The sequence below is a fragment of the Bacillus sp. FSL K6-2971 genome, assembly GCF_038006405.1.
GTDB lineage: Bacteria > Bacillota > Bacilli > Bacillales > Bacillaceae > Bacillus > Bacillus pumilus.
Window position 1 is genome coordinate 1534989 of the sequence record NZ_JBBOVD010000001.1, and the last position, 22037, is coordinate 1557025.

General features: G+C 41.0%; 23 protein-coding genes. 21 read left to right on the top strand and 2 right to left on the bottom strand.

Annotated elements, in window-relative coordinates:
- Positions 1–28 precede the first annotated feature (28 nt).
- The 5 genes from queC (at position 29) to MHI33_RS08015 (ending at position 3050) form a co-directional block, all read left to right on the top strand.
- Positions 29–685: a 7-cyano-7-deazaguanine synthase QueC gene (gene queC, locus MHI33_RS07995; RefSeq protein ID WP_024424683.1), complete on the top strand. Its 657-nt coding sequence runs from the start codon at positions 29–31 to the stop codon at positions 683–685.
- Positions 686–1126, top strand: coding sequence for a 6-carboxytetrahydropterin synthase QueD (queD, locus tag MHI33_RS08000; RefSeq protein WP_003211826.1), 441 nt, complete (start codon positions 686–688; stop codon positions 1124–1126).
- Positions 1119–1850 carry a 7-carboxy-7-deazaguanine synthase QueE gene (gene queE / locus MHI33_RS08005; RefSeq protein WP_065097161.1) on the top strand — a complete coding sequence of 244 codons (732 nt, stop codon included), beginning with the start codon at positions 1119–1121 and terminating at the stop codon, positions 1848–1850. Before queD ends, queE begins: the two co-directional genes overlap by 8 nt.
- Positions 1851–1865: 15 nt before the next feature.
- The gene (gene queF, locus MHI33_RS08010) at positions 1866–2363 is read left to right on the top strand and encodes a preQ(1) synthase (RefSeq protein WP_003211403.1); all 498 of its coding nucleotides are present in this window, start codon (positions 1866–1868) and stop codon (positions 2361–2363) included.
- A gap of 468 nt (positions 2364–2831) precedes the next feature.
- Positions 2832–3050: a hypothetical protein gene (locus tag MHI33_RS08015; RefSeq protein WP_340910535.1), complete on the top strand. Its 219-nt coding sequence runs from the start codon at positions 2832–2834 to the stop codon at positions 3048–3050.
- Between the two features lie 120 nt (positions 3051–3170).
- Here MHI33_RS08015 and MHI33_RS08020 read toward each other — a convergent pair whose 3' ends face one another.
- Complete coding sequence (locus tag MHI33_RS08020) at positions 3171–3359, bottom strand: YkvS family protein (protein WP_003211747.1); 189 nt, start codon at positions 3357–3359, stop codon at positions 3171–3173.
- A gap of 167 nt (positions 3360–3526) precedes the next feature.
- Between MHI33_RS08020 and MHI33_RS08025 the strand changes: the two genes are divergently transcribed.
- The 6 genes from MHI33_RS08025 (at position 3527) to MHI33_RS08050 (ending at position 10067) form a co-directional block, all read left to right on the top strand.
- The gene (locus MHI33_RS08025) at positions 3527–3721 is read left to right on the top strand and encodes a hypothetical protein (RefSeq protein WP_044139794.1); all 195 of its coding nucleotides are present in this window, start codon (positions 3527–3529) and stop codon (positions 3719–3721) included.
- A 306-nt stretch (positions 3722–4027) separates the two neighbouring features.
- Positions 4028–4681 (top strand): cell wall hydrolase, encoded by a 654-nt coding sequence (locus MHI33_RS08030; protein ID WP_340910537.1) that lies wholly within the window; start codon positions 4028–4030, stop codon positions 4679–4681.
- Positions 4682–4795: 114 nt separating this feature from the next.
- The gene (locus MHI33_RS08035) at positions 4796–6112 is read left to right on the top strand and encodes a polysaccharide biosynthesis protein (RefSeq protein ID WP_044139796.1); all 1317 of its coding nucleotides are present in this window, start codon (positions 4796–4798) and stop codon (positions 6110–6112) included.
- Between the two features lie 54 nt (positions 6113–6166).
- Positions 6167–6655 carry an endospore biogenesis thiol-disulfide oxidoreductase StoA gene (stoA, locus tag MHI33_RS08040; RefSeq protein ID WP_044139797.1) on the top strand — a complete coding sequence of 163 codons (489 nt, stop codon included), beginning with the start codon at positions 6167–6169 and terminating at the stop codon, positions 6653–6655.
- Between the two features lie 293 nt (positions 6656–6948).
- Complete coding sequence (locus tag MHI33_RS08045; protein WP_340910542.1) at positions 6949–8868, top strand: heavy metal translocating P-type ATPase; 1920 nt, start codon at positions 6949–6951, stop codon at positions 8866–8868.
- A 104-nt stretch (positions 8869–8972) separates the two neighbouring features.
- Positions 8973–10067: a M24 family metallopeptidase gene (locus tag MHI33_RS08050; protein ID WP_106065187.1), complete on the top strand. Its 1095-nt coding sequence runs from the start codon at positions 8973–8975 to the stop codon at positions 10065–10067.
- A 53-nt stretch (positions 10068–10120) separates the two neighbouring features.
- On the opposite strand, the gene MHI33_RS08055 is transcribed toward MHI33_RS08050, so the two are convergent.
- On the bottom strand, positions 10121–10264 hold the full coding sequence (locus tag MHI33_RS08055) for a hypothetical protein (protein ID WP_003211556.1): 144 nt from the start codon (positions 10262–10264) through the stop codon (positions 10121–10123).
- Positions 10265–10357: 93 nt separating this feature from the next.
- Between MHI33_RS08055 and MHI33_RS08060 the strand changes: the two genes are divergently transcribed.
- The 10 genes from MHI33_RS08060 (at position 10358) to MHI33_RS08105 (ending at position 21912) form a co-directional block, all read left to right on the top strand.
- Complete coding sequence (locus MHI33_RS08060) at positions 10358–11347, top strand: LacI family DNA-binding transcriptional regulator (RefSeq protein WP_268508012.1); 990 nt, start codon at positions 10358–10360, stop codon at positions 11345–11347.
- 55 nt (positions 11348–11402) lie between these two features.
- Entirely contained in the window at positions 11403–12257 is an 855-nt protein-coding gene (gene glcT / locus MHI33_RS08065) for a glucose PTS transporter transcription antiterminator GlcT (RefSeq protein ID WP_003212366.1), read from the top strand.
- A 202-nt stretch (positions 12258–12459) separates the two neighbouring features.
- Positions 12460–14559, top strand: a complete 2100-nt coding sequence (gene ptsG / locus MHI33_RS08070) for a glucose-specific PTS transporter subunit IIBC (protein WP_217012921.1) — start codon at positions 12460–12462, stop codon at positions 14557–14559.
- 93 nt (positions 14560–14652) lie between these two features.
- The gene (locus MHI33_RS08075; protein WP_003211078.1) at positions 14653–14919 is read left to right on the top strand and encodes a phosphocarrier protein HPr; all 267 of its coding nucleotides are present in this window, start codon (positions 14653–14655) and stop codon (positions 14917–14919) included.
- The gene (gene ptsP, locus MHI33_RS08080) at positions 14919–16637 is read left to right on the top strand and encodes a phosphoenolpyruvate--protein phosphotransferase (protein ID WP_340910551.1); all 1719 of its coding nucleotides are present in this window, start codon (positions 14919–14921) and stop codon (positions 16635–16637) included. The genes MHI33_RS08075 and ptsP overlap by 1 nt, the downstream gene beginning before the upstream one ends.
- Positions 16638–16734: 97 nt before the next feature.
- Positions 16735–16977, top strand: a complete 243-nt coding sequence (locus MHI33_RS08085; protein ID WP_340910553.1) for a transcriptional regulator SplA domain-containing protein — start codon at positions 16735–16737, stop codon at positions 16975–16977.
- 82 nt (positions 16978–17059) lie between these two features.
- Complete coding sequence (gene splB, locus MHI33_RS08090) at positions 17060–18088, top strand: spore photoproduct lyase (RefSeq protein WP_065097169.1); 1029 nt, start codon at positions 17060–17062, stop codon at positions 18086–18088.
- Positions 18089–18204: 116 nt separating this feature from the next.
- Entirely contained in the window at positions 18205–20166 is a 1962-nt protein-coding gene (locus MHI33_RS08095; RefSeq protein ID WP_126741512.1) for a methyl-accepting chemotaxis protein, read from the top strand.
- Between the two features lie 74 nt (positions 20167–20240).
- On the top strand, positions 20241–21026 hold the full coding sequence (locus MHI33_RS08100; protein ID WP_340910558.1) for an SDR family oxidoreductase: 786 nt from the start codon (positions 20241–20243) through the stop codon (positions 21024–21026).
- 13 nt (positions 21027–21039) lie between these two features.
- Positions 21040–21912, top strand: coding sequence for an NAD(P)-dependent oxidoreductase (locus MHI33_RS08105; protein WP_126741513.1), 873 nt, complete (start codon positions 21040–21042; stop codon positions 21910–21912).
- The last annotated feature ends 125 nt before the right edge of the window (positions 21913–22037 follow it).

Sequence of the window (22037 nt, forward strand, 5' to 3'; positions counted from 1 at the left end):
TAGATCTGCAAAAGGAGGAGAACAGAAAATGAAAAATGAAAAAGCAGTTGTTGTCTTTAGCGGGGGACAAGATAGTACGACATGTTTATTATGGGCACTTCAACAATTCGAAGAGGTAGAAACTGTGACCTTTCATTATAATCAGCGTCATCAAGAAGAAATTGATGTCGCCAAAAGAATTGCTGACAAGTTAGGTGTGAAGAATCATCTATTAGATATGTCTCTTTTGAATCAGCTGGCACCAAATGCTTTAACAAGAGATGACATTGACATTGAGGAAAAAGAAGGAGAGCTGCCTTCCACATTTGTACCGGGAAGAAACTTAGTGTTCTTATCCTTCGCTTCTATTCTTGCGTATCAAATCGGTGCAAGACATATTATCACAGGTGTATGTGAAACAGACTTTAGCGGCTATCCAGATTGCCGTGACGAGTTTGTAAAGTCTTGTAATGTCACAGTGAATTTGGCGATGGAAAAACCATTTGTCATCCATACACCGCTCATGTGGCTCAATAAAGCAGAAACATGGAAGCTAGCGGACGAGCTGAATGCATTAGATTTTGTGAAAAATGAAACGCTCACTTGCTATAATGGCATCATTTCTGATGGCTGCGGGGAATGTCCTGCGTGTAAGCTTCGGAAAAATGGCTATGACACTTATATGGAAATGAAGGAGGCAAAATAAATGCTTTCTCAAATCTATCCACAAACGAATCATCCATACTCATTTGAATTGAACAAAGATATGCATATATCAGCTGCTCATTTCATTCCAAGAGAAGATGCAGGTGCTTGCAGCCGTGTACATGGTCACACGTACACCATCAATATAACCATTGCTGGAGATGACCTAGATGAATCGGGCTTCCTTGTCAATTTTAGTACACTGAAAAAACTTATTCATGGACAGTATGATCACACGCTGCTCAATGATCATGAGGAATTCTCATCAACTGATCCATACGCGATGCCTACTACAGAGGTTGTGGCAAAGACAGTCCATGACAAAGTCGCAGCATATTTATCGACTTTAGCAAATAAACCAGTATGTGTTCAGGTCTTTGTTAGGGAGACACCAACAAGCTACTGCATTTACCGGCCGAAACGAGTTGAACACAATGGCTAAGGCGATTCCTGTATTAGAAATTTTTGGTCCGACCATTCAAGGAGAAGGGATGGTCATTGGACAAAAAACCATGTTTGTCAGAACAGCTGGCTGTGACTACTCATGCAGCTGGTGTGATTCCTCCTTTACATGGGATGGCTCAGCAAAGCATGACATTCAGTGGCTTCACGCTGAAGACATTGTCAAAGAATTAAAAAGAATAGGTGGACAGGCTTTTTCCCATGTCACCATTTCAGGGGGAAACCCTGCGCTTTTAAAACAAATGGAATCACTTATTGATTTGCTTCACGAAGAAGGAATTGATACAGCGCTTGAAACACAAGGGACGATGTATCAGGACTGGTTTTTGAAAATTGATGATTTAACCATTTCTCCGAAGCCGCCAAGCTCTAATATGAAAACAGATTTTACGAAACTCACACGTATTATAGATGAGCTGAAAAACGGAAATAGATTACAGCATGCAAGCCTGAAGGTCGTGATTTTTGACGATCATGATCTAGCCTATGCAAAAGATGTTCATGCGAAATATCCAGAGCTTCCTTTTTATTTGCAGGTAGGAAATGATGACACGACGACAGGTGATGATGCGTACTTATTGACGCACTTATTAAAGAAGTATGAAGCGCTTGTCGATCAAGTAGCGCAAGACCCAGACTTAAATCGCGTAAGAGTGCTGCCGCAGCTGCACACATTATTGTGGGGAAATAAACGAGGCGTATAGAAAGGAAGAGACGACATGACGACAAGAAAACCAGAAGAATTAGAAGGTGTCACTTTACTAGGAAATCAAGGAACCAATTATTTGTTTGATTATGCACCACAAGTGCTTGAAACATTTCCGAATAAACATACAAATAGAGATTATTTTGTGAAATTTAACTGCCCAGAATTTACGTCACTTTGTCCGCAAACAGGTCAGCCGGATTTTGCGACAGTTTATATCAGCTATATCCCAAATGAAATCATGGTTGAAAGTAAATCATTAAAATTGTATTTGTTCAGCTTCCGTAACCATGGTGATTTCCATGAGGATTGTATGAATATTATTATGAATGATCTCATTGAATTGATGGACCCAAGATATATCGAAGTATGGGGCAAATTTACACCAAGAGGCGGTATTTCAATTGACCCGTACACGAACTACGGAAAACCTGGTACCAAATATGAAGAAATGGCTTCATATCGCATGATGAATCATGATATGTATCCTGAAACGATTGATAATCGCTAATAAAGGAAAAGACATGCCTAATGACATGTCTTTCAGCGTGTAGACAAACCCTCGCATTCTTTGTCAGTCCTGTGCGCTGGTGCTCACGAATTGCAAATTCGCTCTGCAAAAGTAGCTGGCCTTCCTAGACTTCAAAGGTTTTCAATCACGCTGAAAAGAAGACAAAGGGCTAAAATAAAGATCATTTTAGCCCTTTGTCAACAATCTGAAAGACATGCCTAATGACATGTCTTTTTTTATGGGTTTGAATGAGATGAATTAGACTAAAGTGATAAAAAAAGAGAAGAGTCATGTCGCTCTCCTCATACAAATGGGAATAGAACTTGCTAGGACGGCTGGGGGCTACCAGCTCGTAAATTTATTATACATGACAGAACGTATGTTTGTAAAGATAAATTGTGTTTTTTGCTTATCTTATTTGCTTTGAGATAAAATAGAGGCAATGAACGAATAACGGAGGCGTTTGAGTTGGCAAACAAAGAAGAAAAGACAGAGAAGCTGCTGATGGAGCTAAAAGAAGAGCTTCAAGTGCTCGAACATCAAAACAAAGAACGATATAAATGGAGTGCCTCCACATTGCTTGGAGTGATTGCACTTTTGATTGATAAAGGCGTTATCACCCCCGAGGAAGTGGACATGTACAAAACGAAAGCGGAAATGCAGACCTTTCATACGCAAAAAGACTGACACTTCTTCATATGGTGTCAGTCTTTTTCATATGTGATTGTCAAAGAGAGCTAAACTGTCAGAAAGTAGCTTTGCTTCGTATTTACGTATGTATCGATAGTCTGAATTGAGGATTGCAAATTAATGTACGGAGTCTTTGATGATTTTATAGTTTTTATGATTAACGACTGTTAGTGAATCCAGTTCTAAATCTCTATAGTTGTCCATAATGGTGACATCGACAATGACAGAGTTTTCATTCACTTTTTCAACTACACCTGTTAAACCATTTCTAAATTCGATCACATTTCCAATTTTTGCAATCTTCAACCGATCCCTCTCCTTTAAAAACAGATTTCATTCCCTATTAAAAAGTATTTTGCAATATTTTCATACCAATGTAAAGGATAAAGACGTTTTTGTTTTGTTTTCGTTGTATGCTTTCCTAACGGATGGTATATTTAATATTTGATGATGGCTGTAAAGGAGCGGTTTATTTGACGGAAGAACAAATCCTCACAATACTTGAATCGTTACGAAATGGGACAGAAAAGCAAGTGACCATTCAGAAAGATGATTTTTTAACGTTTCGTTCGATCTTAGTGAATCAAGATGATTTTAAGTATTTTCGCGGGATTGCGAAACATGGTGGAGATGTTATTTTTGAATATCTTACAGAAGCAAGAAGCTAAAGCTTTTTCTCATGAATGAGAGAAAGCTTTTTTATTTTAGTTCTTTTGTCACACTTCAAACGAGCTTGATACATCTGAAAAGAAAATGTAATAACCCATAATCAGGAGCATAAGGATGATGATAGGCGGAAAAGGAGCCTTTGTAAGCGCTAACAATTCCAGTTGATACGCAATTCAACTAGGACATGCCATTTAATGACGGAATTTGGACAAGCATGCAAATCTTTGTGCGTGAAAATAAAAGGAGCTCTTGTTAGAGTGGACAAGTATCTTACCGCCTATTTTGATAAAGGAGGAATGAGGCTAATGATGAAAATTCATACCGCTCTTTTTGTCATCCTTATGCTAATCGCAGCCATGAAGATGGACAACATACAAGAGCAGCAAGGCACACTAAGTCACGAACTTTCACAAGCACCTGTTAAGCATGAGCTTTCATATATAGATCAAGATGATCACGATCAAGTCATCCCAGCATTTTCAGAGGAGAAGCGTCAGCCGAAAGTCAAAATGCTAAGTACGTCTACAGAAAAAAAGTCTTCAAAAACGAAGCAAAAGAATAGAGTAAAATCAGAAACGACGAATGAGGAAAGCGCCAAACGCTATTCTAATGAGGAAATGGAGCTACTCTCACGATTGGTACATGCTGAAGCGAAAGGTGAATCTTACGCAGGTAAAAAAGCTGTGGCAAGCGTCGTCTTAAACAGGGTGGAGCATCGCTCTTTTCCTGACAGTGTCAAAGGTGTTATTTATCAGCGAAATGCTTTCCAGCCAGTATCGAATGGAAGTATTCACGATAAAGCAGATCAAGATTCTGTTAAAGCTGTGAAGCAAGTAGTGAAAGAACATGACAGAACAACAAAGGCCATTTATTTTTATAATCCCAAAACGGCAACAGATAACTGGATTCGTTCTCGCAAAATTGTAGAACGTATCGGTCGTCACGTATTTGCCGTATAAAGAAAGAAGCGATTTGATGGATCGCTTCTTTTTTTGTCTTCATTTATCAAAATATTTTCAGGACTTGTCTCATAGAATGTGAAAAGAATTTGCTTTAGATAAAGGGGAGGCTACATGAATCGATTTGTAAAAGGGGTCATTCTGCTATCTGTCGCAGCTTTCATTGCGGAGTGTATCGAGTTTTTAGTCAATATGATTTTAGCGAGAGAGCTTGGAGAACATGGAATGGGTCTATATATGAGTATCCTTCCAATCATTATGCTTGTCCTTGTGATTGCCAGCTTAGAGCTGCCAGTCTCCATTTCTAAATTCATTGCAGAATCGCATGAGCGGCTCCATAAAAGTATGCTCCGCCATGCGTTTAAAATGACGCTTGTGGTGACATGTACAACAACGGGGATTGCAGCGATTGTCCTGCCGTTCATTCCAGTGTTTCAGTCGTATCATCCGCTCATGAAAGGGCTTGTGCTGTCTCTTATTCCAATTATTGCGTTTACCTCGATCGCACGCGGCTATTTTATGGGAAAGCAGCAAATGGGCAGGATCGCTCTTGCCAATATGCTGAAGAAAACGATCCAGCTCATCTGCTTGTTTTTGTTCTTCCATTGGTATTCGTTTGATATTGAAACAGCGGTACTCATTGCCATCGGTGTCATTGTCGCGAGTGATCTCGTCGTCTTTATTTATTTATACTCCCAATACGTCATGGCGAAAAATGCTGTCAATGTCAGATCTGTTGAATTAAGAGGAATTGACGTGAGAAAGCGCCTATTAGCTGTCTCCATTCCGACAACGGGCATGCGGATTTTTCATGCGATCGCAAATGCCATAGAACCATTTTTAATCAAAGGAGCCCTTATTGCAGCAGGCATCTCTGGCACACTTGCTGTTGATCATTACGGCATGCTGGCTGGTGTCGCGATGTCGATCGGTTTTTTCCCTGCGTTTATCGCTCATTCCATCATGATTGTGATGATTCCGAGTGTATCTGAAGCCTATGCTTTACGTCAGTATGACCTTGTGAAAAAACGTGTCAGGCAGGCGATTCTCATTACATTTGGGTACGGGGTGCCGGCAGTGATGGTGATGTATTATTTTGCTTATCCGCTCACGCAGCTCTTTTTTGATTCACCGCAAGCTGCTGTCTACTTACAGCTGCTTTGGCCGTACTTTTTATGCCACCTGTTTGTGATGCCATTTCAAGCGTGCTTAATCGGTATGGGGCTCATTAAAGATGTGTTCCTACATAATATATGGGTGCATGTCGTCTCGTTTTCAATGGTGTATTTTCTCGGATCAATTGAAAGCTTAAATATGATGGGGGTTATATTAGGGATGAATACGGGCATGCTTCTGTTGACTGCACTGCATTATGCGACGATTTGTAAGGAGCTCGGCGTTTCCATGTTTCTTAGAGTGAAAAAAGCATGAATGTCCTCTTCGTCGAGCGGGCAAGCTATAAGAAAACTGGGAAGGAAGATCCTGATGAATCGTAAATATCTACCCGCCAGTCTTCTTATAATGACCTTGCTTCTATTACTCATAGGCAGCGAGGCTGAAGCGAAAGAGCCCGTTATGGCGCCAAAGATAGAGGCTCCTGCATTAACTGGTGAAACGCAGATGATTCCGGCTAAAGGAAAAAAGACCATTTTGCATTTTTGGACAACATGGTGCCCGTCCTGCAAAATGGAGCTGCCCGTATTTGACCAGATCGTGAAAGAAAATCAGAGTGATGTTGATATCTTAACGGTGAATTTACTAGGGGCAGAACAAAGTAAACATGCGGTTGCCCAATTTGTGAAAGACAGAAAGTTTACATTCCCGGTCATACTAGATGAGCGAGGGGAAATGATGAAGAAATACCAAATCATCACCATTCCAACCAGCTTTTTGATAAATGAAAAAGGGGAAATTGTGAAAAATCATGTAGGTCCACTGACGAAAAAACAAATCAAGGAGTGGACGGATTTTTAGAACGAAACATTATTTCAAGAACCAAGGATCATTCCTTTGGTTCTTTTTTGTGTTCAATTGCTTTTTATCTGAATAAACTGTGCTCAGAAGAGATGAAATGGTCTACATCAATAATGATAATTATTATCAAAAAGAAATTATAATAATTATTAATTGAAAATCGGTCAGAACCTGTTATAATGAATAACAGACCTATAAAAAGCTTGAAATAGCAGAAAATATAGATGAAAAAAGGAAACGGGCAACAATTGATGATGTGAAAATCATTATCAATTAGAGAGGAGAAAACAATCATGAATGAGAATACAGCACTTTATCAAACAACAAATCAAAAGGAATCGAAACGGTCCCTTCATCAATGGGCACAGCACGGAGAATTAATAGCAGCAGGTATCTCGGGGATTCTCATTTTGGTTGGATGGATGTTAAAGGATGAGAGCATGTGGAGTATTCCTTTATTTATCCTTGCGTTTATTATTGGAGGTTTTGCAAAGGCGAAGGAAGGAATTGAAGAAACCATTTCGTCTAAAAGCTTGAATGTTGAACTTTTAATGATTTTCGCAGCTATAGGCTCAGCAATCATTGGATATTGGGCAGAGGGCGCGATCTTAATTTTTATTTTCTCACTTAGTGGTGCGCTTGAAACGTATACTTCAAATAAAAGCAAGAAGGATTTAACAGCTTTAATGAGCATCGCACCAGATGAAGCGACTTTAATTGAAGAAGATGGCACGACCATTCAAGTCGCTGCTTCATCATTAACACCAGGTGACCGTATCATGATCAAAGCTGGGGAACGTATTGCAGCAGATGGTGTGATTCTAAGCGGCAGAACAAGTGTGGATGAATCTGCGCTTACGGGCGAGTCTGTGCCCCAGGAAAAAGGGCAAGGCGAAGATGTGTTTGCGGGAACAGTGAACTTAAATGGTTCCTTAACAGTAGAAGTGACAAAACATAATGAAGAAACGCTTTTCCATAAAATTATTAAACTTGTCGAATCGGCTCAAGAAAGTGTGTCACCAAGCCAGGCTTTTATTGAAAAATTCGAAGGTGTGTATGTAAAAGGTGTACTGATCACCGTTGCGATTTTAATGGTTCTGCCTCATTTTGTACTAGGCTGGAGTATGAGTGAAACCTTCTACCGGGCCATGGTGTTTATGGTTGTTGCATCACCTTGTGCGCTTGTTGCATCCATTATGCCAGCTGCTTTGTCACTGATCTCAAACGGCGCAAGAAACGGAATGCTCGTCAAAGGGAGCGTCTTTTTAGAAAAGCTAGGCACAAGCAGCATGATTGCTTTTGACAAAACGGGGACGATTACAAGCGGAAAGCCAGCTGTGGAGCAGGTGGTGATCGCTAAAGGACAAGAGGAAGCGGCCTTTTATCAGGCACTTTATCAAATTGAAAGTCAATCAAACCATCCGTTAGCGAAAGCGATCTCTGATATGGCGCAAGAGCAACAAATAGAAAGATCAGCTCATGTCACCATTGAAGAAACCTCTGGTTTTGGTGTAAAGGCACAATTGAATGGAGAAACGTGGCGGATTGGGAAGAAAGACTTTGCTGGCAAGGCTTCAATGGACCGCGAGATTGAAGAGGCAGGTGAGCATCTTTCTGAAAAAGGATATACAGTGGTGTATGTTCAGAAGGAGCAAGAAGTCGTTGGATGCCTTGGCCTTAAGGATCAAATTAGACCTGAAGCGAAGAAAATGATTCAAGAGCTGAATGATTTAGGCATCCAAACTGTCATGCTGACAGGAGATCAGCAAAAAACGGCTGAAGCCATTGCGCAGGAAGCCGGCATCCAAACGGTTGTTGCTGAGTGTCTGCCAGATGAAAAGGTCCATGAGGTCAATCAATTTAAAAAACAAGGGAACTCGATCATCATGGTAGGCGACGGAATCAATGATGCACCGGCACTCGCCACAGCAGATGTCGGGGTTGCGATGGGCGGAGGCACAGACGTAGCCTTAGAAACAGCAGATTTGATCTTAATGAAAAACAATTTAAATAACTTAACAAAGATGATCCGTCTTTCAAGAAAGATGAATCGAGTTATTAAGCAAAATATTATTTTCTCATTAACGGTGATTTGTTTGTTAATTTGTGCGAATTTCTTACAAGTGCTTGATTTGCCTTTTGGCGTCATCGGGCATGAAGGAAGTACGATTTTGGTCATTTTAAATGGATTGCGTCTGCTTCGTGCATCTTAAGCAAATCATCATAGCGCACTTGGCTTCTGCCAGTGCGCTTTTGTGCGAAATAAAGCAAAAACTGATACAATAGATCAGTAGTAAAACGTGTGAGGAGGATCACGATGAACCGAATGAAGAGCTTGTCTTCTTGGCTAAAGGAAAAAGACATCCAAGGTGCATTTATACATACAAAGGAAAATGTGTTTTATCTATCTGGATACTTCACAGAGCCGCATGAAAGAGTAATGGGGCTGTTTGTGTTTCAAGAGGCAGATCCATTTTTTATTTTGCCTAAAATGGAAGTGGAACAGGCGAAAAATGCTGGATGGTCAGGCGATATCATTGGTTATGAAGACCATGAGAATCCATTTGATTTCATTCAGTCAGCAGTAGAAAAACGCGGTGTAAGAGCAACTCGACTTGCAATTGAAAAAGAGTCGATTCCGCTTCAAAGAGCAGAACAGCTTCAAGCTGCCACTGGGGCAGAAACTTTTGTCCGGGCAGAAGAAGAGCTCAATCAGCTAAGGCTGATTAAAGATGAATCTGAAATTGCTACACTGAAAAAAGCAGCTCAATTGGCAGATGAAGGGGTAAAAATTGGGGTGAACGCCTTAAAAGAAGGAGTCACCGAAACAGAAGTGCTCGCTGTCATTGAATATGAGCTAAAGAAAAAAGGCATTCAAGGCATGTCCTTTTCGACGATGGTTCTCTTTGGCGAAAAATCAGGAGAGCCTCACGGAAATCCAGGACAGGCAGCCTTAAAAAAAGGCGACTTTGTGTTATTTGACCTTGGAGTCATTGTTGATGGGTACTGCTCAGACATTACAAGAACATTCATCTATCAGGAAGCTTCTGATCAGCAAAAGGACATCTATCAAACCGTTCTAAACGCAGAAATGGCAGCACTTGAAATGAGTAAGCCGGGTGTGAGAATTGGAGACCTGGACTTAAAAGCACGCGGGCTGATCACAGATGCTGGATATGGAGACTATTTCCCTCACCGCCTTGGACATGGTCTAGGGGTGTCTGTTCATGAGTTTCCTTCGATGAGCCAGGCAAATGATGATCTTCTCCAAGAAGGCATGGTGTATACGATCGAACCGGGGGTCTACGTCCCAGGAGTCGGCGGCGTCAGAATTGAAGATGATGTATTGATCACAGCAGACGGTCCAGTCACTTTAACTAATTATCCGAAAGAGCTGACGATCATCAAGTAATAAAAAAATCACGATGAACGTCCATGTCTTGGAAGTGTCATCGTGATTTTTTGTCACTCTTTTCGATCCTTATCAACAAAAAAATCATCAATTGATTCAAACGGTTTGATTTTATGTTCTTTTCCTAAAGGATGTAGTGCAAAACGAGCAGAAAACAAAACAGTCATACATAATATAATCCATATGATGAAACCCATCTTGAATTCCCCTTTCCATCCAGTGATTTGTTCAGCTCACATACATCTTAAAGTATGAAACGCTTACCATAGCAAGAGAAAGTAGGAGAAAAAATGGCAAACATAAGGGAGATTGCGAAAAGAGCGGGCGTATCTGTGACAACTGTATCACGTGTGTTGAATGATCATCCTTATGTCAAAGAGGAAAAACGAGAACGTGTTCTACATGCGATGAAAGAGCTTAAATATACGAGAAACATTCAAGCTGTCCATTTAGCAAAGGGCTATTCAAATATGCTTGGCATCGTTCTTCCGACGATTGAACACTCTTATTTCAGCGGACTTGTCACAGGTATTGCAGAAAAAGCACAGGCGTGCGGTATGCATTTTGCTTTATTTCAAACGGGGTATGATCCATTAAAAGAAAAAGAAGCGTTAATGAGTTTAAAAGAACGCCGTGTCGATGGTTTAATATTTTGTTCAAATGCGTTAAGTGATGGGCACCTTCTAAAGTGGCAGGAATCTGGGCCGATTATATTTTGTCATCCCACGCCGCATGATACATGCTCAACAGTGTCAATTGCGCATGATCAAGCATTTAAGGAAGGCCTGCATCATTTGGCAGCATGCGGCCATCAACGAATTGCGATTGTTCTCGCCAGAACAGAAGGAGCGAATAGCGAGTCGCGCCTTCAGGCTTATCAAGACATGATGAAATCGCTCGGGCAGGCCATTGATGAAGAGTGGATCATCGAAGGGAAGCTATCACTTCTTGATGGGAAACGATTGTTTGCAGAATGGAAGGAAATGAAAAATCGCCCAACGGCATTATTCATTACAAATGACGATGTCTCTGCAGGCTTTTTATTAGAGGCGCAGCGTCATGACATAAAAGTAGGAGAATTTCCAGCCATACTGAGCTTTCAATATAACCAATTAAGTGAGGCTTTGGGGATTTCCAGCATTGATATTCCGCTGAAACGAATGGGTCAGGAAGCGTTTGACTTGTTCGATCGGGCCATAAAGGGAGAGGTGCCAGAGAAAAGAATGCTGCCATTTCGCCTGATCGAGCGATCAACCACCGTTTTCAAAAACAATCGTTGACGCACGTTTCATCTGTTTTGTACGATAAGAGGGATTGAATAAGAAGGAGGTGGGGATGTTCATGGAATCCTTCACCGTTGATAAAGCGTTAAATAATAATGTCATCATTGCAAGACACCCTTCTTTGGGCGAAGTAGTTCTGATTGGGAAAGGAATCGGCTTCGGGAAAAAATCGGGTGATGTTCTCGATCAAGATACATTTGAAAAAATGTTTGTCCTTAAAAATACAAAGGAACAAACAGAATATAAACAACTGCTTCACCACATTGATGAGAACATGATCGAGCTTGCCAATGACGTCATTTATCATATACGAGAAAAAATGGGACACCGTTTGAATGAGCATATTCATATTGCCCTGACTGACCATATTGCCTTTAGTTTTAAGCGGGTGCAGCAAGGATATGATATCACCAATCCCTTTATGCTTGAGACGAAGTCGCTGTATCCGAAAGAATACGAGGTCGCAAAGGAAGTCGTTGAGCTAATTAACGAGCGTCCTGATGTCGAAACAAAGCTGCCAGAAGGAGAGATTGGCTTTATTGCGCTCCATATTCACTCAGCTTTAACGAATCGGCCATTATCTGAGGTGAACCGTCATTCGCAGCTCATCACTCAAATGGTCCAAGTCATAGAAGATTCATTTCATATGAAAGTAGACAGAGAAAGTATTCATTATTTACGCTTATTGCGCCATATTACGTTTTCGATTGAGCGTATTAAACGGGAAGAATCTTTAGAGGAGCCAGAAAAATTGCTTCATCTATTGAAAAATGAATATCCTTTATGCTACAATACTGCTTGGAAAATGATCAAAATATTACAACATGCATTGAAAAAGCCTGTACAAGATGCAGAGGCTGTCTACCTGACCCTTCATCTGTACAGATTGACAAATAAAATTTCATAGTTTCCTTGAAACGTGTAACTGATTCGATCAGGCATGAGTGACTTAAGGTAAATACAGGATAAGATCCTGTTATTTGCGCAACCTTATATCACCATGCCTTTTTTTGTGTTTGAAAGTGAAATGTAAACGGTTAACTATGAAATGTATGTCAGGGAGTGTCCCACATGTATGTTGTAAGGGAAAATAAAAGGAGGTTCAACTAGTGTTTAAATCACTTTTTGGTGTGTTGCAAAAAATTGGACGAGCACTTATGCTTCCAGTTGCGATCCTTCCTGCTGCTGGTATTTTACTAGCACTTGGGAATGCGATGCAAAATCCGCAGCTGATCGATGTGGCTCAATTTTTAAGCAATGATACAATTCAGCTTGTTGCAAGCGTCATGGAAAATGCGGGGAATATTGTCTTCTCGAATCTTCCGCTCTTATTTGCTGTAGGGGTTGCCATCGGTCTTGCTAATGGAGACGGTGTGGCAGGGATTGCCGCAATTATTGGTTATCTTGTCATGAACGTAACGATGAGTGCCGTATTAATGGCCAACGGATCCATTCCATCCGATTCAATCAAATTGGCTAAGTTCTTTAAGGAAAGCCATCCAGCATATGTTAATATGCTCGGCATACCGACCTTGTCTACCGGAGTTTTTGGCGGGATTATTGTCGGGGTATTAGCAGCTTATATGTTTAATAAATTTTACAAAATTGAGCTCCCGCAATATCTTGGCTTCTTTGCTGGTAAGCGTTTTGTTCCAATTGTTACATCTATTTCAGCACTTATTTTAGGGCTTTTGATGCTAGTCATTTGGCCGCCAATCCAAGGTGCACTGAACTCATTTTCAACAGGACTGCTCGCAGCGAATGAGCCGCTTGCTGCCTTTGTATTCGGTGTCATTGAACGCTCATTAATTCCGTTTGGTCTGCACCACATATTCTATGCGCCATTCTGGTATGAGTTCTTTAGCTATAAGAGCTTATCAGGAGATATTATCCGTGGTGATCAGCGTATCTTCATGGCTCAAATCAAAGATGGTGTTCAGCTGACAGCTGGTACATTCATGACAGGGAAATATCCGTTCATGATGTTTGGTCTGCCAGCAGCAGCACTTGCGATTTACCATGAAGCAAAACCAAAGAATAAAAAGCTTGTCGCAGGAATTATGGGATCAGCAGCCCTGACTTCTTTCCTAACAGGAATTACTGAACCGCTTGAATTCTCATTCTTGTTTGTTGCACCAGTGTTATTTGCCATCCACTGTGTATTTGCTGGATTATCCTTTATGATAATGGATATTCTAAACGTGAAAATCGGTATGACCTTCTCAGGAGGATTAATCGATTTCTTCTTATTCGGTATCTTGCCAAACAGAACCGCTTGGTGGCTTGTGATTCCAGTTGGTCTCGCACTTGCTGCTATTTATTACTTCGGATTTAGATTTGCCATTCGCAAATTTAATCTGAAAACGCCAGGCCGTGAGGATGAAGCAGCTGACGGTGCAGATAATGCTAAGTCTGAAACCGGTAATGACTTACCTTATGAAATTCTTGAAGCAATGGGTGACCAAGAAAACATTAAACACCTTGATGCTTGTATTACGCGTTTACGTGTCACTGTTAACGATCAGAAGAAAGTGGACAAGGACCGCTTGAAAAAGCTTGGTGCTTCAGGAGTTCTCGAAGTAGGGAACAACATACAGGCCATCTTCGGTCCTCGCTCTGATAATTTAAAAACACAAATGCAGGACATCATTGCAGGCCGCACGCCTCGTCCAGCGAAAGACCCTTCTGCAAAAGAAGAAGTCAGCCAGCAGGTCGAAGAAGTCATTGCAAAACCGCTTCAAAACGAACTAGGTGAAGAAATCTTTGCTTCACCAATTACAGGGGAGCTTCATCCGATTACAGATGTACCAGATCAAGTATTCTCAGGGAAAATGATGGGTGACGGTTTCGCCATCTTGCCAACAGATGGAACGGTGGTTTCACCGGTGAAAGGGAAGATCTTAAATGTATTCCCAACGAAACACGCAATTGGCCTGCAATCTGATGGTGGACTTGAAATTTTGATCCACTTCGGTATTGATACGGTCAGCCTCAAAGGAGAAGGATTTGAAGCATTTGTACAAGAGGGAGATCAAGTAGAAATCGGTCAAAAACTCTTAGAGGTTGATATTGATAAAATTAAGTCTGAAGTACCATCTTTGATGACACCAATTGTATTTACCAACTTAAGTGAAGGACAATTTATTGACCTACAAGAATCCGGTGAAATCAAAGCTGGTCAAGAAAACATCATGAAAATTTCAAAATAATTTTCATAACTGCCGTTCTTGTTAGATGACAAGCTCGGCAGTATGATATAATATTGTGGATGTATTAATTGTATAAAAAGGAGATTGATAAAAATGGCTCAACAAACATTCAAAGTAACTGCAGATTCTGGAATTCACGCACGTCCTGCAACAGTACTTGTACAAACTGCTAGTAAATATGATGCTGATATCAACTTAGAATATAATGGTAAAACAGTGAACCTGAAATCTATTATGGGTGTAATGTCTCTAGGAATTGCGAAAGGTGCTACAATCACTATCTCTGCTTCTGGTTCTGATGAAAATGATGCACTTGCTGCGCTTAAAGACACAATGAAAAGTGAAGGCCTAGGCGAGTAATGCAACAACTGAAAGGAATCGGTGCTTCAGCAGGCGTTGCGATTGCAAAAGCATATCGTCTGGAAGAACCAGATTTAACAGTTCACCAAAAAGACATCAACGATCCAGAGACAGAAGTGAAGCGTTTTGAAGAAGCAATTCATGTTTCTAAACAAGAACTTGAAGCAATTAAAGAACATGCGCTAAAAGAGCTTGGCCAAGACAAAGCAGATATCTTTTCTGCACACCTTCTTGTGTTAAGTGATCCAGAGCTGCTAAACCCAGTAAAGGATAAAATCAACTCTGATAAAGTAAATGCTGAATTTGCTTTAAAAGAAACAGCGACAATGTTTGTTACGATGTTCGAAGCAATGGACAATGAATACATGAAGGAACGCGCAGCGGATATTCGCGACGTAACAAAACGTGTAACTGGACATTTGCTAGGCGTTGACATTCCGAATCCAAGCATGATTTCTGAAGAAGTGGTCATCATTGCTGAAGATTTAACTCCTTCTGATACTGCTCAGCTGAACAGACAATTCGTCAAAGGATTTGCGACAGATATCGGCGGTCGTACTTCTCACTCAGCGATTATGGCAAGATCAATGGAGATTCCAGCTGTTGTTGGAACAAAAGAAGCAACAAAAACGGTGAAAAACAATGATCTGATCATTGTTGATGGTATTAGCGGAGACGTCATCATTCAGCCTTCTGAAGATGAAGTGAAAGCGTATCAAAAAAAGCATGAAGACTATTTAGCTAAAAAAGTGGAATGGGCGAAACTGGTTGACCAGCCAACGGTCACAAAAGACGGCGTTCACGTAGAGCTAGCTGCAAATATCGGAACACCTGAAGATGTAAAAGGTGTGCTTGAAAATGGCGGCGAAGCAGTCGGATTGTACCGTACAGAATTTTTATACATGGGCAGAGATCAGCTTCCTACAGAAGAAGAGCAGTTCGATGCGTATAAAACTGTTTTAGAGAAAATGGAAGGCAAAGCAGTGGTTGTCCGCACACTAGATATTGGTGGCGATAAAGAACTCCCTTACTTGCAGCTTCCAAAGGAAATGAACCCGTTTCTTGGCTTTAGAGCGATCCGCCTTTGCCTCGAAGAACAGGAGATTTTCAGAACACAACTACGCGCCTTACTTCGTGCAAGTACATATGGAAACTTGAAAATCATGTTCCCTATGATCGCGACGTTATCAGAATTTAGAGAAGCAAAAGCCATTTTACTTGAAGAAAAAGAAGCATTGGTTGCCGCTGGTACAGACGTATCCGATTCCATTGAAATCGGTATAATGGTAGAAATTCCATCAACAGCTGTCATTGCAGACCAATTTGCAAAAGAAGTGGATTTCTTCAGTATTGGAACAAATGACTTGATTCAATACACAATGGCTGCTGATCGAATGAACGAACGAGTGTCTTATCTTTACCAGCCTTACAATCCAGCGATTTTACGTCTGATTACGCTTGTTATTGAAGCAGCGCATAAAGAAGGTAAATGGGTTGGCATGTGCGGAGAGATGGCAGGAGATGAAATCGCAATTCCTCTTCTTCTTGGATTAGGATTAGATGAATTCTCAATGAGTGCAACATCTATTCTTCCAGCAAGAACTCAGCTAAGCAAGCTTTCTAAGAAAGAAGCTGCATCATTTAAAGAGCATATTTTATCACTTAGCACGACAGAAGAAGTGGTTGATTTCGTGAAGAAAACGTTTCAACATAACTAAGTGAATTCAAACCAGACAGTAACCCTGTCTGGTTTTTTTGTCGAATTTTATCATATTGGGTCATATCCGTCAGAGAGAAGGGCATTCTATAAGAAAAATGGAGGTGTCCAGATTGCCTTTCTCAGACTATAAACCGGGTGATCAAGTATATGTGATTTATCGAAATCCACATGCAGCAAACGTAGCACAAATCAAAGAAGCAGAAATCGTTTCACATCCATACAACAAAGAGGAGCTTGCCCTATTTTTACTTGAAACGTACCATCCTTTAGCTCCAGATGATGCGGTCTTTCCGACATATGAAGAAGCAGAAGCTCTTTATCAAGATTTATTTGAATAAGGGAGATTTTAGAAAGGATAAAAGCCATCCTGCACGGTTAAAGTAACGGTATGAAAACCTATAAGGTAAGGATGTGCTAAATATGATCAAACCTTTTGTGCCCCAGCTTGTGTACATTGAACCACGGGCGTTAGAGTACCCGTTAGGACGAGAGCTGAAGGAAAAGTTTGAGGGGATGGGTATTGAAATAAGAGAAACGACTTCACATAACCAAGTAAGAAATATTCCGGGTAAAAATGACTTACAAAAGTATCGTAATGCGAAATCAACGCTTGTCATTGGTGTGAGGAAAACGTTGAAGTTTGATACGTCTAAACCATCTGCGGAGTATGCGATCCCATTTGCAACAGGCTGTATGGGGCATTGCCATTATTGCTACCTGCAAACGACGATGGGGAGTAAGCCATACATTCGAACATATGTGAATGTTGAAGAAATATTAGATCAGGCGGAGCAGTACATGAACGAGCGTGCACCGGATATCACGAGATTCGAAGCTTCTTGTACGTCAGATATTGTAGGAATTGACCATTTGACACATACACTAAAGACAGCGATTGAATACTTCGGCCAGACTGATCTTGGTAAGCTTCGCTTTGTGACAAAATTTCATCATGTCGATCATTTACTTGATGCAAAACATAATGGCCGGACAAGATTCCGCTTTAGCATCAATGCGGATTATGTCATTAAATATTTCGAACCCGGTACATCACCGTTAGATCAGCGGGTTGAAGCGGCTGTCAAGGTTGCGAAAGCAGGTTATCCTCTTGGCTTTATTATTGCCCCAATCTACATTCATGAAGGCTGGCAGGAAGGATATAAAGTTCTTTTTGAAAAGCTCGATGCAGCTCTTCCTGAAGATGTGAGGCACGATATCACCTTCGAAATGATCCAGCATCGTTTTACAAAACCAGCGAAGCGTGTGATCCAAAAAAACTATCCGAAATCAAAATTAGAATTAGATGAAGAAAAAAGACGTTACAAGTGGGGCAGGTATGGAATTGGGAAATATATCTACCAAAAAGATGAGGAACAAGAACTAAGACAGACGTTAGAATCATATATTGATCAGTACTTTCCGTCTGCAAAAATTGAATATTTTACTTAAAGCAAGCCTTTTTGGCTTGTTTTTTTCTATTTAAATTTTCTTGCAACTATTGAATGCGGTACCAATTTTGCCGATATACAAAATAAGATACGAAAGTAGGATGTAGGGGTGATGAGATGTTTAAGAAACTTCAAGTGAGAATAGCTGTTTTTATCTCAGTTATTTTAATTTTAACCGTTGTGGCAGTTCAAGTGGGTTCCAACATAGTATTGACACCACTCATTGAACGGGATGCAAAAACGACTACAGCAGCAACAGCAGAAAGCATGAGAGATATTATTGCTCAAAAGCTTGATAATTACGGGGATACAATAAACAGACTGGCAACAAGTACACTGACAAAAGATTTTGCCCAAAAGCAAACAAAACAAACATTAACCTTTGAAAACGATGAACTAAAAGGCTTGCAGGAGCAGGATGAACTGATCTCACTTGCCTATATAGGAACAAGTGACGGCAAAATGTTTGCCTTCCCAGAATCTGATTTTGGCGAGGGATATGATCCAACAAAGAGAGATTGGTTTATTAATTCTGCTGAAAAGCCTGATGAAGTCATCTGGACAGATCCGTACATTGATAAAGCAACGAATGAAATGGTTGTCTCAGCCACCAAGGCAATTGTGCGAAATGGAAAAGTTGTTGGCGTCGCAGGACTTGATTTGAAGCTGTCTTCCATTCAATCATATATTAAGGAACAAAAGATTCCTTATATGGGAACTGCTTTCTTAGTTGATGGCAAAGGAACGATTTTGGCACATCCAACTGAGCAAGGAAAAAACATATCAAAAGTTGCTTCTGTAAAAAAAGCGATCGACAATTCCGGTATTGATGATAATAAAGAACTGACGGTCATTTCTAAAATCAAAGAGGCAGACTGGACAATAGGTGTCAGCTTTGAGAAAAAGAAACTGCTTTGGATCACAGAACAAATGAATCAGACGAGCATCATTATTTCAGTGATTGCCATTATTCTTGCGATCATTCTCAGTTTCTTATTAGCAAAAAGCATTACAACGCCAATCAAGCGTCTGATCGAGCATGTGCGTAAAGTATCTGAAGGTGATTTAACCAATTCACTTGAAACGAAATCTCAAGATGAGATTGGTATCCTCACAAAGAGCTTTAACCAAATGACTGAGGGAATCAGAGAGTTAATTGAAAAAGTGAAAGGGGCTTCAGACCAAGTAGTGACATCAACGGATGAAGTCACACAAATTTCAAATGAAACCTTGCTGTCGAGCGAACAGATTGCGACCGCCATTCAAGAGGTGGCAACAGGCGCGTCTAAACAGGCATCAGATGCAGAAACAATTAATGAGAAATCAGAGCAACTGTATGAGAAAGTGCGCCATATGGGTGAGCTTGCCACGCAAATGCAAACCAACTCAAAATCATCTGAAAATGCAAGCTATAAAGGGCTTGATGCACTTGGTGTGCTCGTTCAAAAATCAACACAAGCGAGCGAAGAATCGAAAAAGGTAGAGCAAATGCTGCTAGACCTTGAGCATAAAACGAAAAATATCGAAAACGTGGTGACAGCCATCTCTCAAATCTCGGATCAAACGAATTTACTTGCACTGAATGCAAGCATTGAAGCAGCGAGAGCTGGAGAAAGCGGACGAGGATTTGCTGTTGTTGCAGAAGAAGTCAGAAAGCTTGCTGAACAATCTGCGCAATCAACCAAACACATTAGTGAAACCGTCAAACTCATTCAAGATGAATCGAAGAAGGCGGCTGAAGCGATGACAGCAGCAAGCAAGATGAATGAGGAACAAGGTGACGCCATTAATGCAACAGGTGAGGCACTGAGCAGCATCACAATGGAAATGCAGGCACTTGTCGGTACAATTGACAGCATTCATACACAGATCAATGAAATGACAGAAGAACAGCAGAAGATGAGTGACTCCATTCAAAGCATTGCTGCAATTTCAGAAGAATCGGCGGCTTCAGCTGAGGAAGTGCATGCGTCTACAGATGAACAAGTCCAAGTTTTAGAAAGAACGAAAACCTCGACTGAAATGCTGAACGAATCAAGCAATGCATTACGTCAGGCAGTAGATCGGTTTAAGCTGTAAAGAAGCGGAAAGGAACCTTGCGACGTGAGCAAGGTTCTTTTTGTATGATAAAATAAAGCAGAGGAGGTGTTGACATGAATGTCAATTTATCTGGAAAAAAAGCATTGGTCGCTGCAAGCAGTCAAGGTATCGGAAAAGCGATTGCCTTTGCTCTAGCAAAAGAGGGAGCAGATGTGATGCTTTCAGGAAGGCATGAGCACACGCTGAAAGAAACGGTGAAAGAATTATCTCCGCTTGTAAAAGGAAAGCTGACTTATCAAGTATGTGATGTGTCTGACGCGCAGCAAATCAAGGCGCTAGTTCAAGCGGCAGCTGGTGATGAGAAGTGTGTAGACATTCTTGTGAACAATACAGGCGGGCTTAAAACAGGGACGCTTGAAACCTTAACAGATGAAGACTGGATGGAATCATTTCAGCTTCATTTACTCAGCTATATTCGATTATTAAAAGAGGCCTTGCCTTATTTGAAAAAACACGGTGCACGCGTGTTAAACATTGCGTCTATGTCAGTAAAAGAACCGATCCCAGGCTTAATGCTGTCAAATACTTTTAGACCGGCTATTGCCGGCTGGACAAAAACAGCCGCTCAGGAGCTTGCAAAGGATGGTATTTTGATTAATACGTTAGCCCCAGGGAAAATTGAAACAGAGCGCGTCAAACAGCTAGATAAGCACCGCGCGCAGGTAGAGCACCAAACGGTTGAAGAAATCAAAGCACAGGCTGAACGTACGATTCCGCTTGGCCGTTATGGACAGCCAGAGGAATTTGCAGCATATGCAGCTTTTCTTTTATCTGAAGCAAGTACATATATGACAGGTCAAACACTTATCATTGATGGTGGATTGACAAAGTCTCTTTAAGGAGGAACAAGTGATGACACAAATCAAAACAGTTGGTTTTATTGGAACTGGTGTAATGGGACGCAGTATGGCAGAACATTTAATGGATGCAGGTTATGAAGTTCTCGTTTATACAAGAACAAAAGCGAAAGCAGATGCACTCATTCAAAAAGGCGCATCATGGAAGCCGGAAGTGAAGGAAATTGCACAACATGCAGATGCTGTCATCACAATGGTAGGATATCCATCAGATGTAGAAGAAATCTATTTAGGTGAAGAGGGGCTTGTGGCACATGCTACGCCTGGTACTTATCTGATAGATATGACGACATCGAAGCCTCAGCTGGCAAAAGAAATTGAAGTGAAAGCGAAAGAAAAAGGGCTGTTTGCATTAGATGCACCAGTTTCTGGCGGAGACGTAGGCGCAAAAAATGCAACGCTTGCGATTATGATTGGCGGAGAAAAATCAGCCTATGAAGCGTGTTTGCCCTTATTTGAGAAAATGGGCGAAAACATTCAATATCAAGGACCTGCAGGAAGTGGCCAGCATACCAAAATGTGTAACCAAATTGCGATTGCAGCAGGCATGATAGGTGTCGCAGAGGCTATGGCCTATGCCGAAAAATCAGGACTTGATCCAGAGCACGTGCTCAAAAGCATCACAACGGGCGCGGCAGGAAGCTGGTCCTTGTCAAACCTTGCACCAAGAATGCTGAAAGGTGATTTCGAGCCAGGGTTCTACGTGAAGCATTTTATTAAAGATATGGGCATTGCACTTGAAGAAGCAGAGCTGATGGGAGAAGAAATGCCAGGACTCTCACTTGCAAAGTCACTTTATGAAAAGCTGAGTGAGCAGGGAGAAGAAAACAGCGGCACCCAAAGTATATATAAATTATGGGTGAAATAAAAAATCTGTCCCACGTAGATGGGACAGATTGTAGCGTGTAAACAAACCCTCTCATTTTTTGAAGGTTTTCAATCACGCTAAAAAGAAGACAAATTGAAAACCTGCCCCAATGAGGGACAGGTTTT

Coding starts and splice junctions, on each gene's coding strand:
- queC (WP_024424683.1), top strand. CDS start 29: ATGAAAAATGAAAAAGCAGTTGTTGTCTTTAGCGGGGGACAAGATAGT.
- queD (WP_003211826.1), top strand. CDS start 686: ATGCTTTCTCAAATCTATCCACAAACGAATCATCCATACTCATTTGAA.
- queE (WP_065097161.1), top strand. CDS start 1,119: ATGGCTAAGGCGATTCCTGTATTAGAAATTTTTGGTCCGACCATTCAA.
- queF (WP_003211403.1), top strand. CDS start 1,866: ATGACGACAAGAAAACCAGAAGAATTAGAAGGTGTCACTTTACTAGGA.
- MHI33_RS08030 (WP_340910537.1), top strand. CDS start 4,028: ATGATGAAAATTCATACCGCTCTTTTTGTCATCCTTATGCTAATCGCA.
- MHI33_RS08035 (WP_044139796.1), top strand. CDS start 4,796: ATGAATCGATTTGTAAAAGGGGTCATTCTGCTATCTGTCGCAGCTTTC.
- stoA (WP_044139797.1), top strand. CDS start 6,167: ATGAATCGTAAATATCTACCCGCCAGTCTTCTTATAATGACCTTGCTT.
- MHI33_RS08045 (WP_340910542.1), top strand. CDS start 6,949: ATGAATGAGAATACAGCACTTTATCAAACAACAAATCAAAAGGAATCG.
- MHI33_RS08050 (WP_106065187.1), top strand. CDS start 8,973: ATGAACCGAATGAAGAGCTTGTCTTCTTGGCTAAAGGAAAAAGACATC.
- MHI33_RS08055 (WP_003211556.1), bottom strand. CDS start 10,264: ATGGGTTTCATCATATGGATTATATTATGTATGACTGTTTTGTTTTCT.
- MHI33_RS08060 (WP_268508012.1), top strand. CDS start 10,358: ATGGCAAACATAAGGGAGATTGCGAAAAGAGCGGGCGTATCTGTGACA.
- glcT (WP_003212366.1), top strand. CDS start 11,403: ATGTTCATGGAATCCTTCACCGTTGATAAAGCGTTAAATAATAATGTC.
- MHI33_RS08075 (WP_003211078.1), top strand. CDS start 14,653: ATGGCTCAACAAACATTCAAAGTAACTGCAGATTCTGGAATTCACGCA.
- ptsP (WP_340910551.1), top strand. CDS start 14,919: ATGCAACAACTGAAAGGAATCGGTGCTTCAGCAGGCGTTGCGATTGCA.
- MHI33_RS08085 (WP_340910553.1), top strand. CDS start 16,735: ATGGAGGTGTCCAGATTGCCTTTCTCAGACTATAAACCGGGTGATCAA.
- splB (WP_065097169.1), top strand. CDS start 17,060: ATGATCAAACCTTTTGTGCCCCAGCTTGTGTACATTGAACCACGGGCG.
- MHI33_RS08095 (WP_126741512.1), top strand. CDS start 18,205: ATGTTTAAGAAACTTCAAGTGAGAATAGCTGTTTTTATCTCAGTTATT.
- MHI33_RS08100 (WP_340910558.1), top strand. CDS start 20,241: ATGAATGTCAATTTATCTGGAAAAAAAGCATTGGTCGCTGCAAGCAGT.
- MHI33_RS08105 (WP_126741513.1), top strand. CDS start 21,040: ATGACACAAATCAAAACAGTTGGTTTTATTGGAACTGGTGTAATGGGA.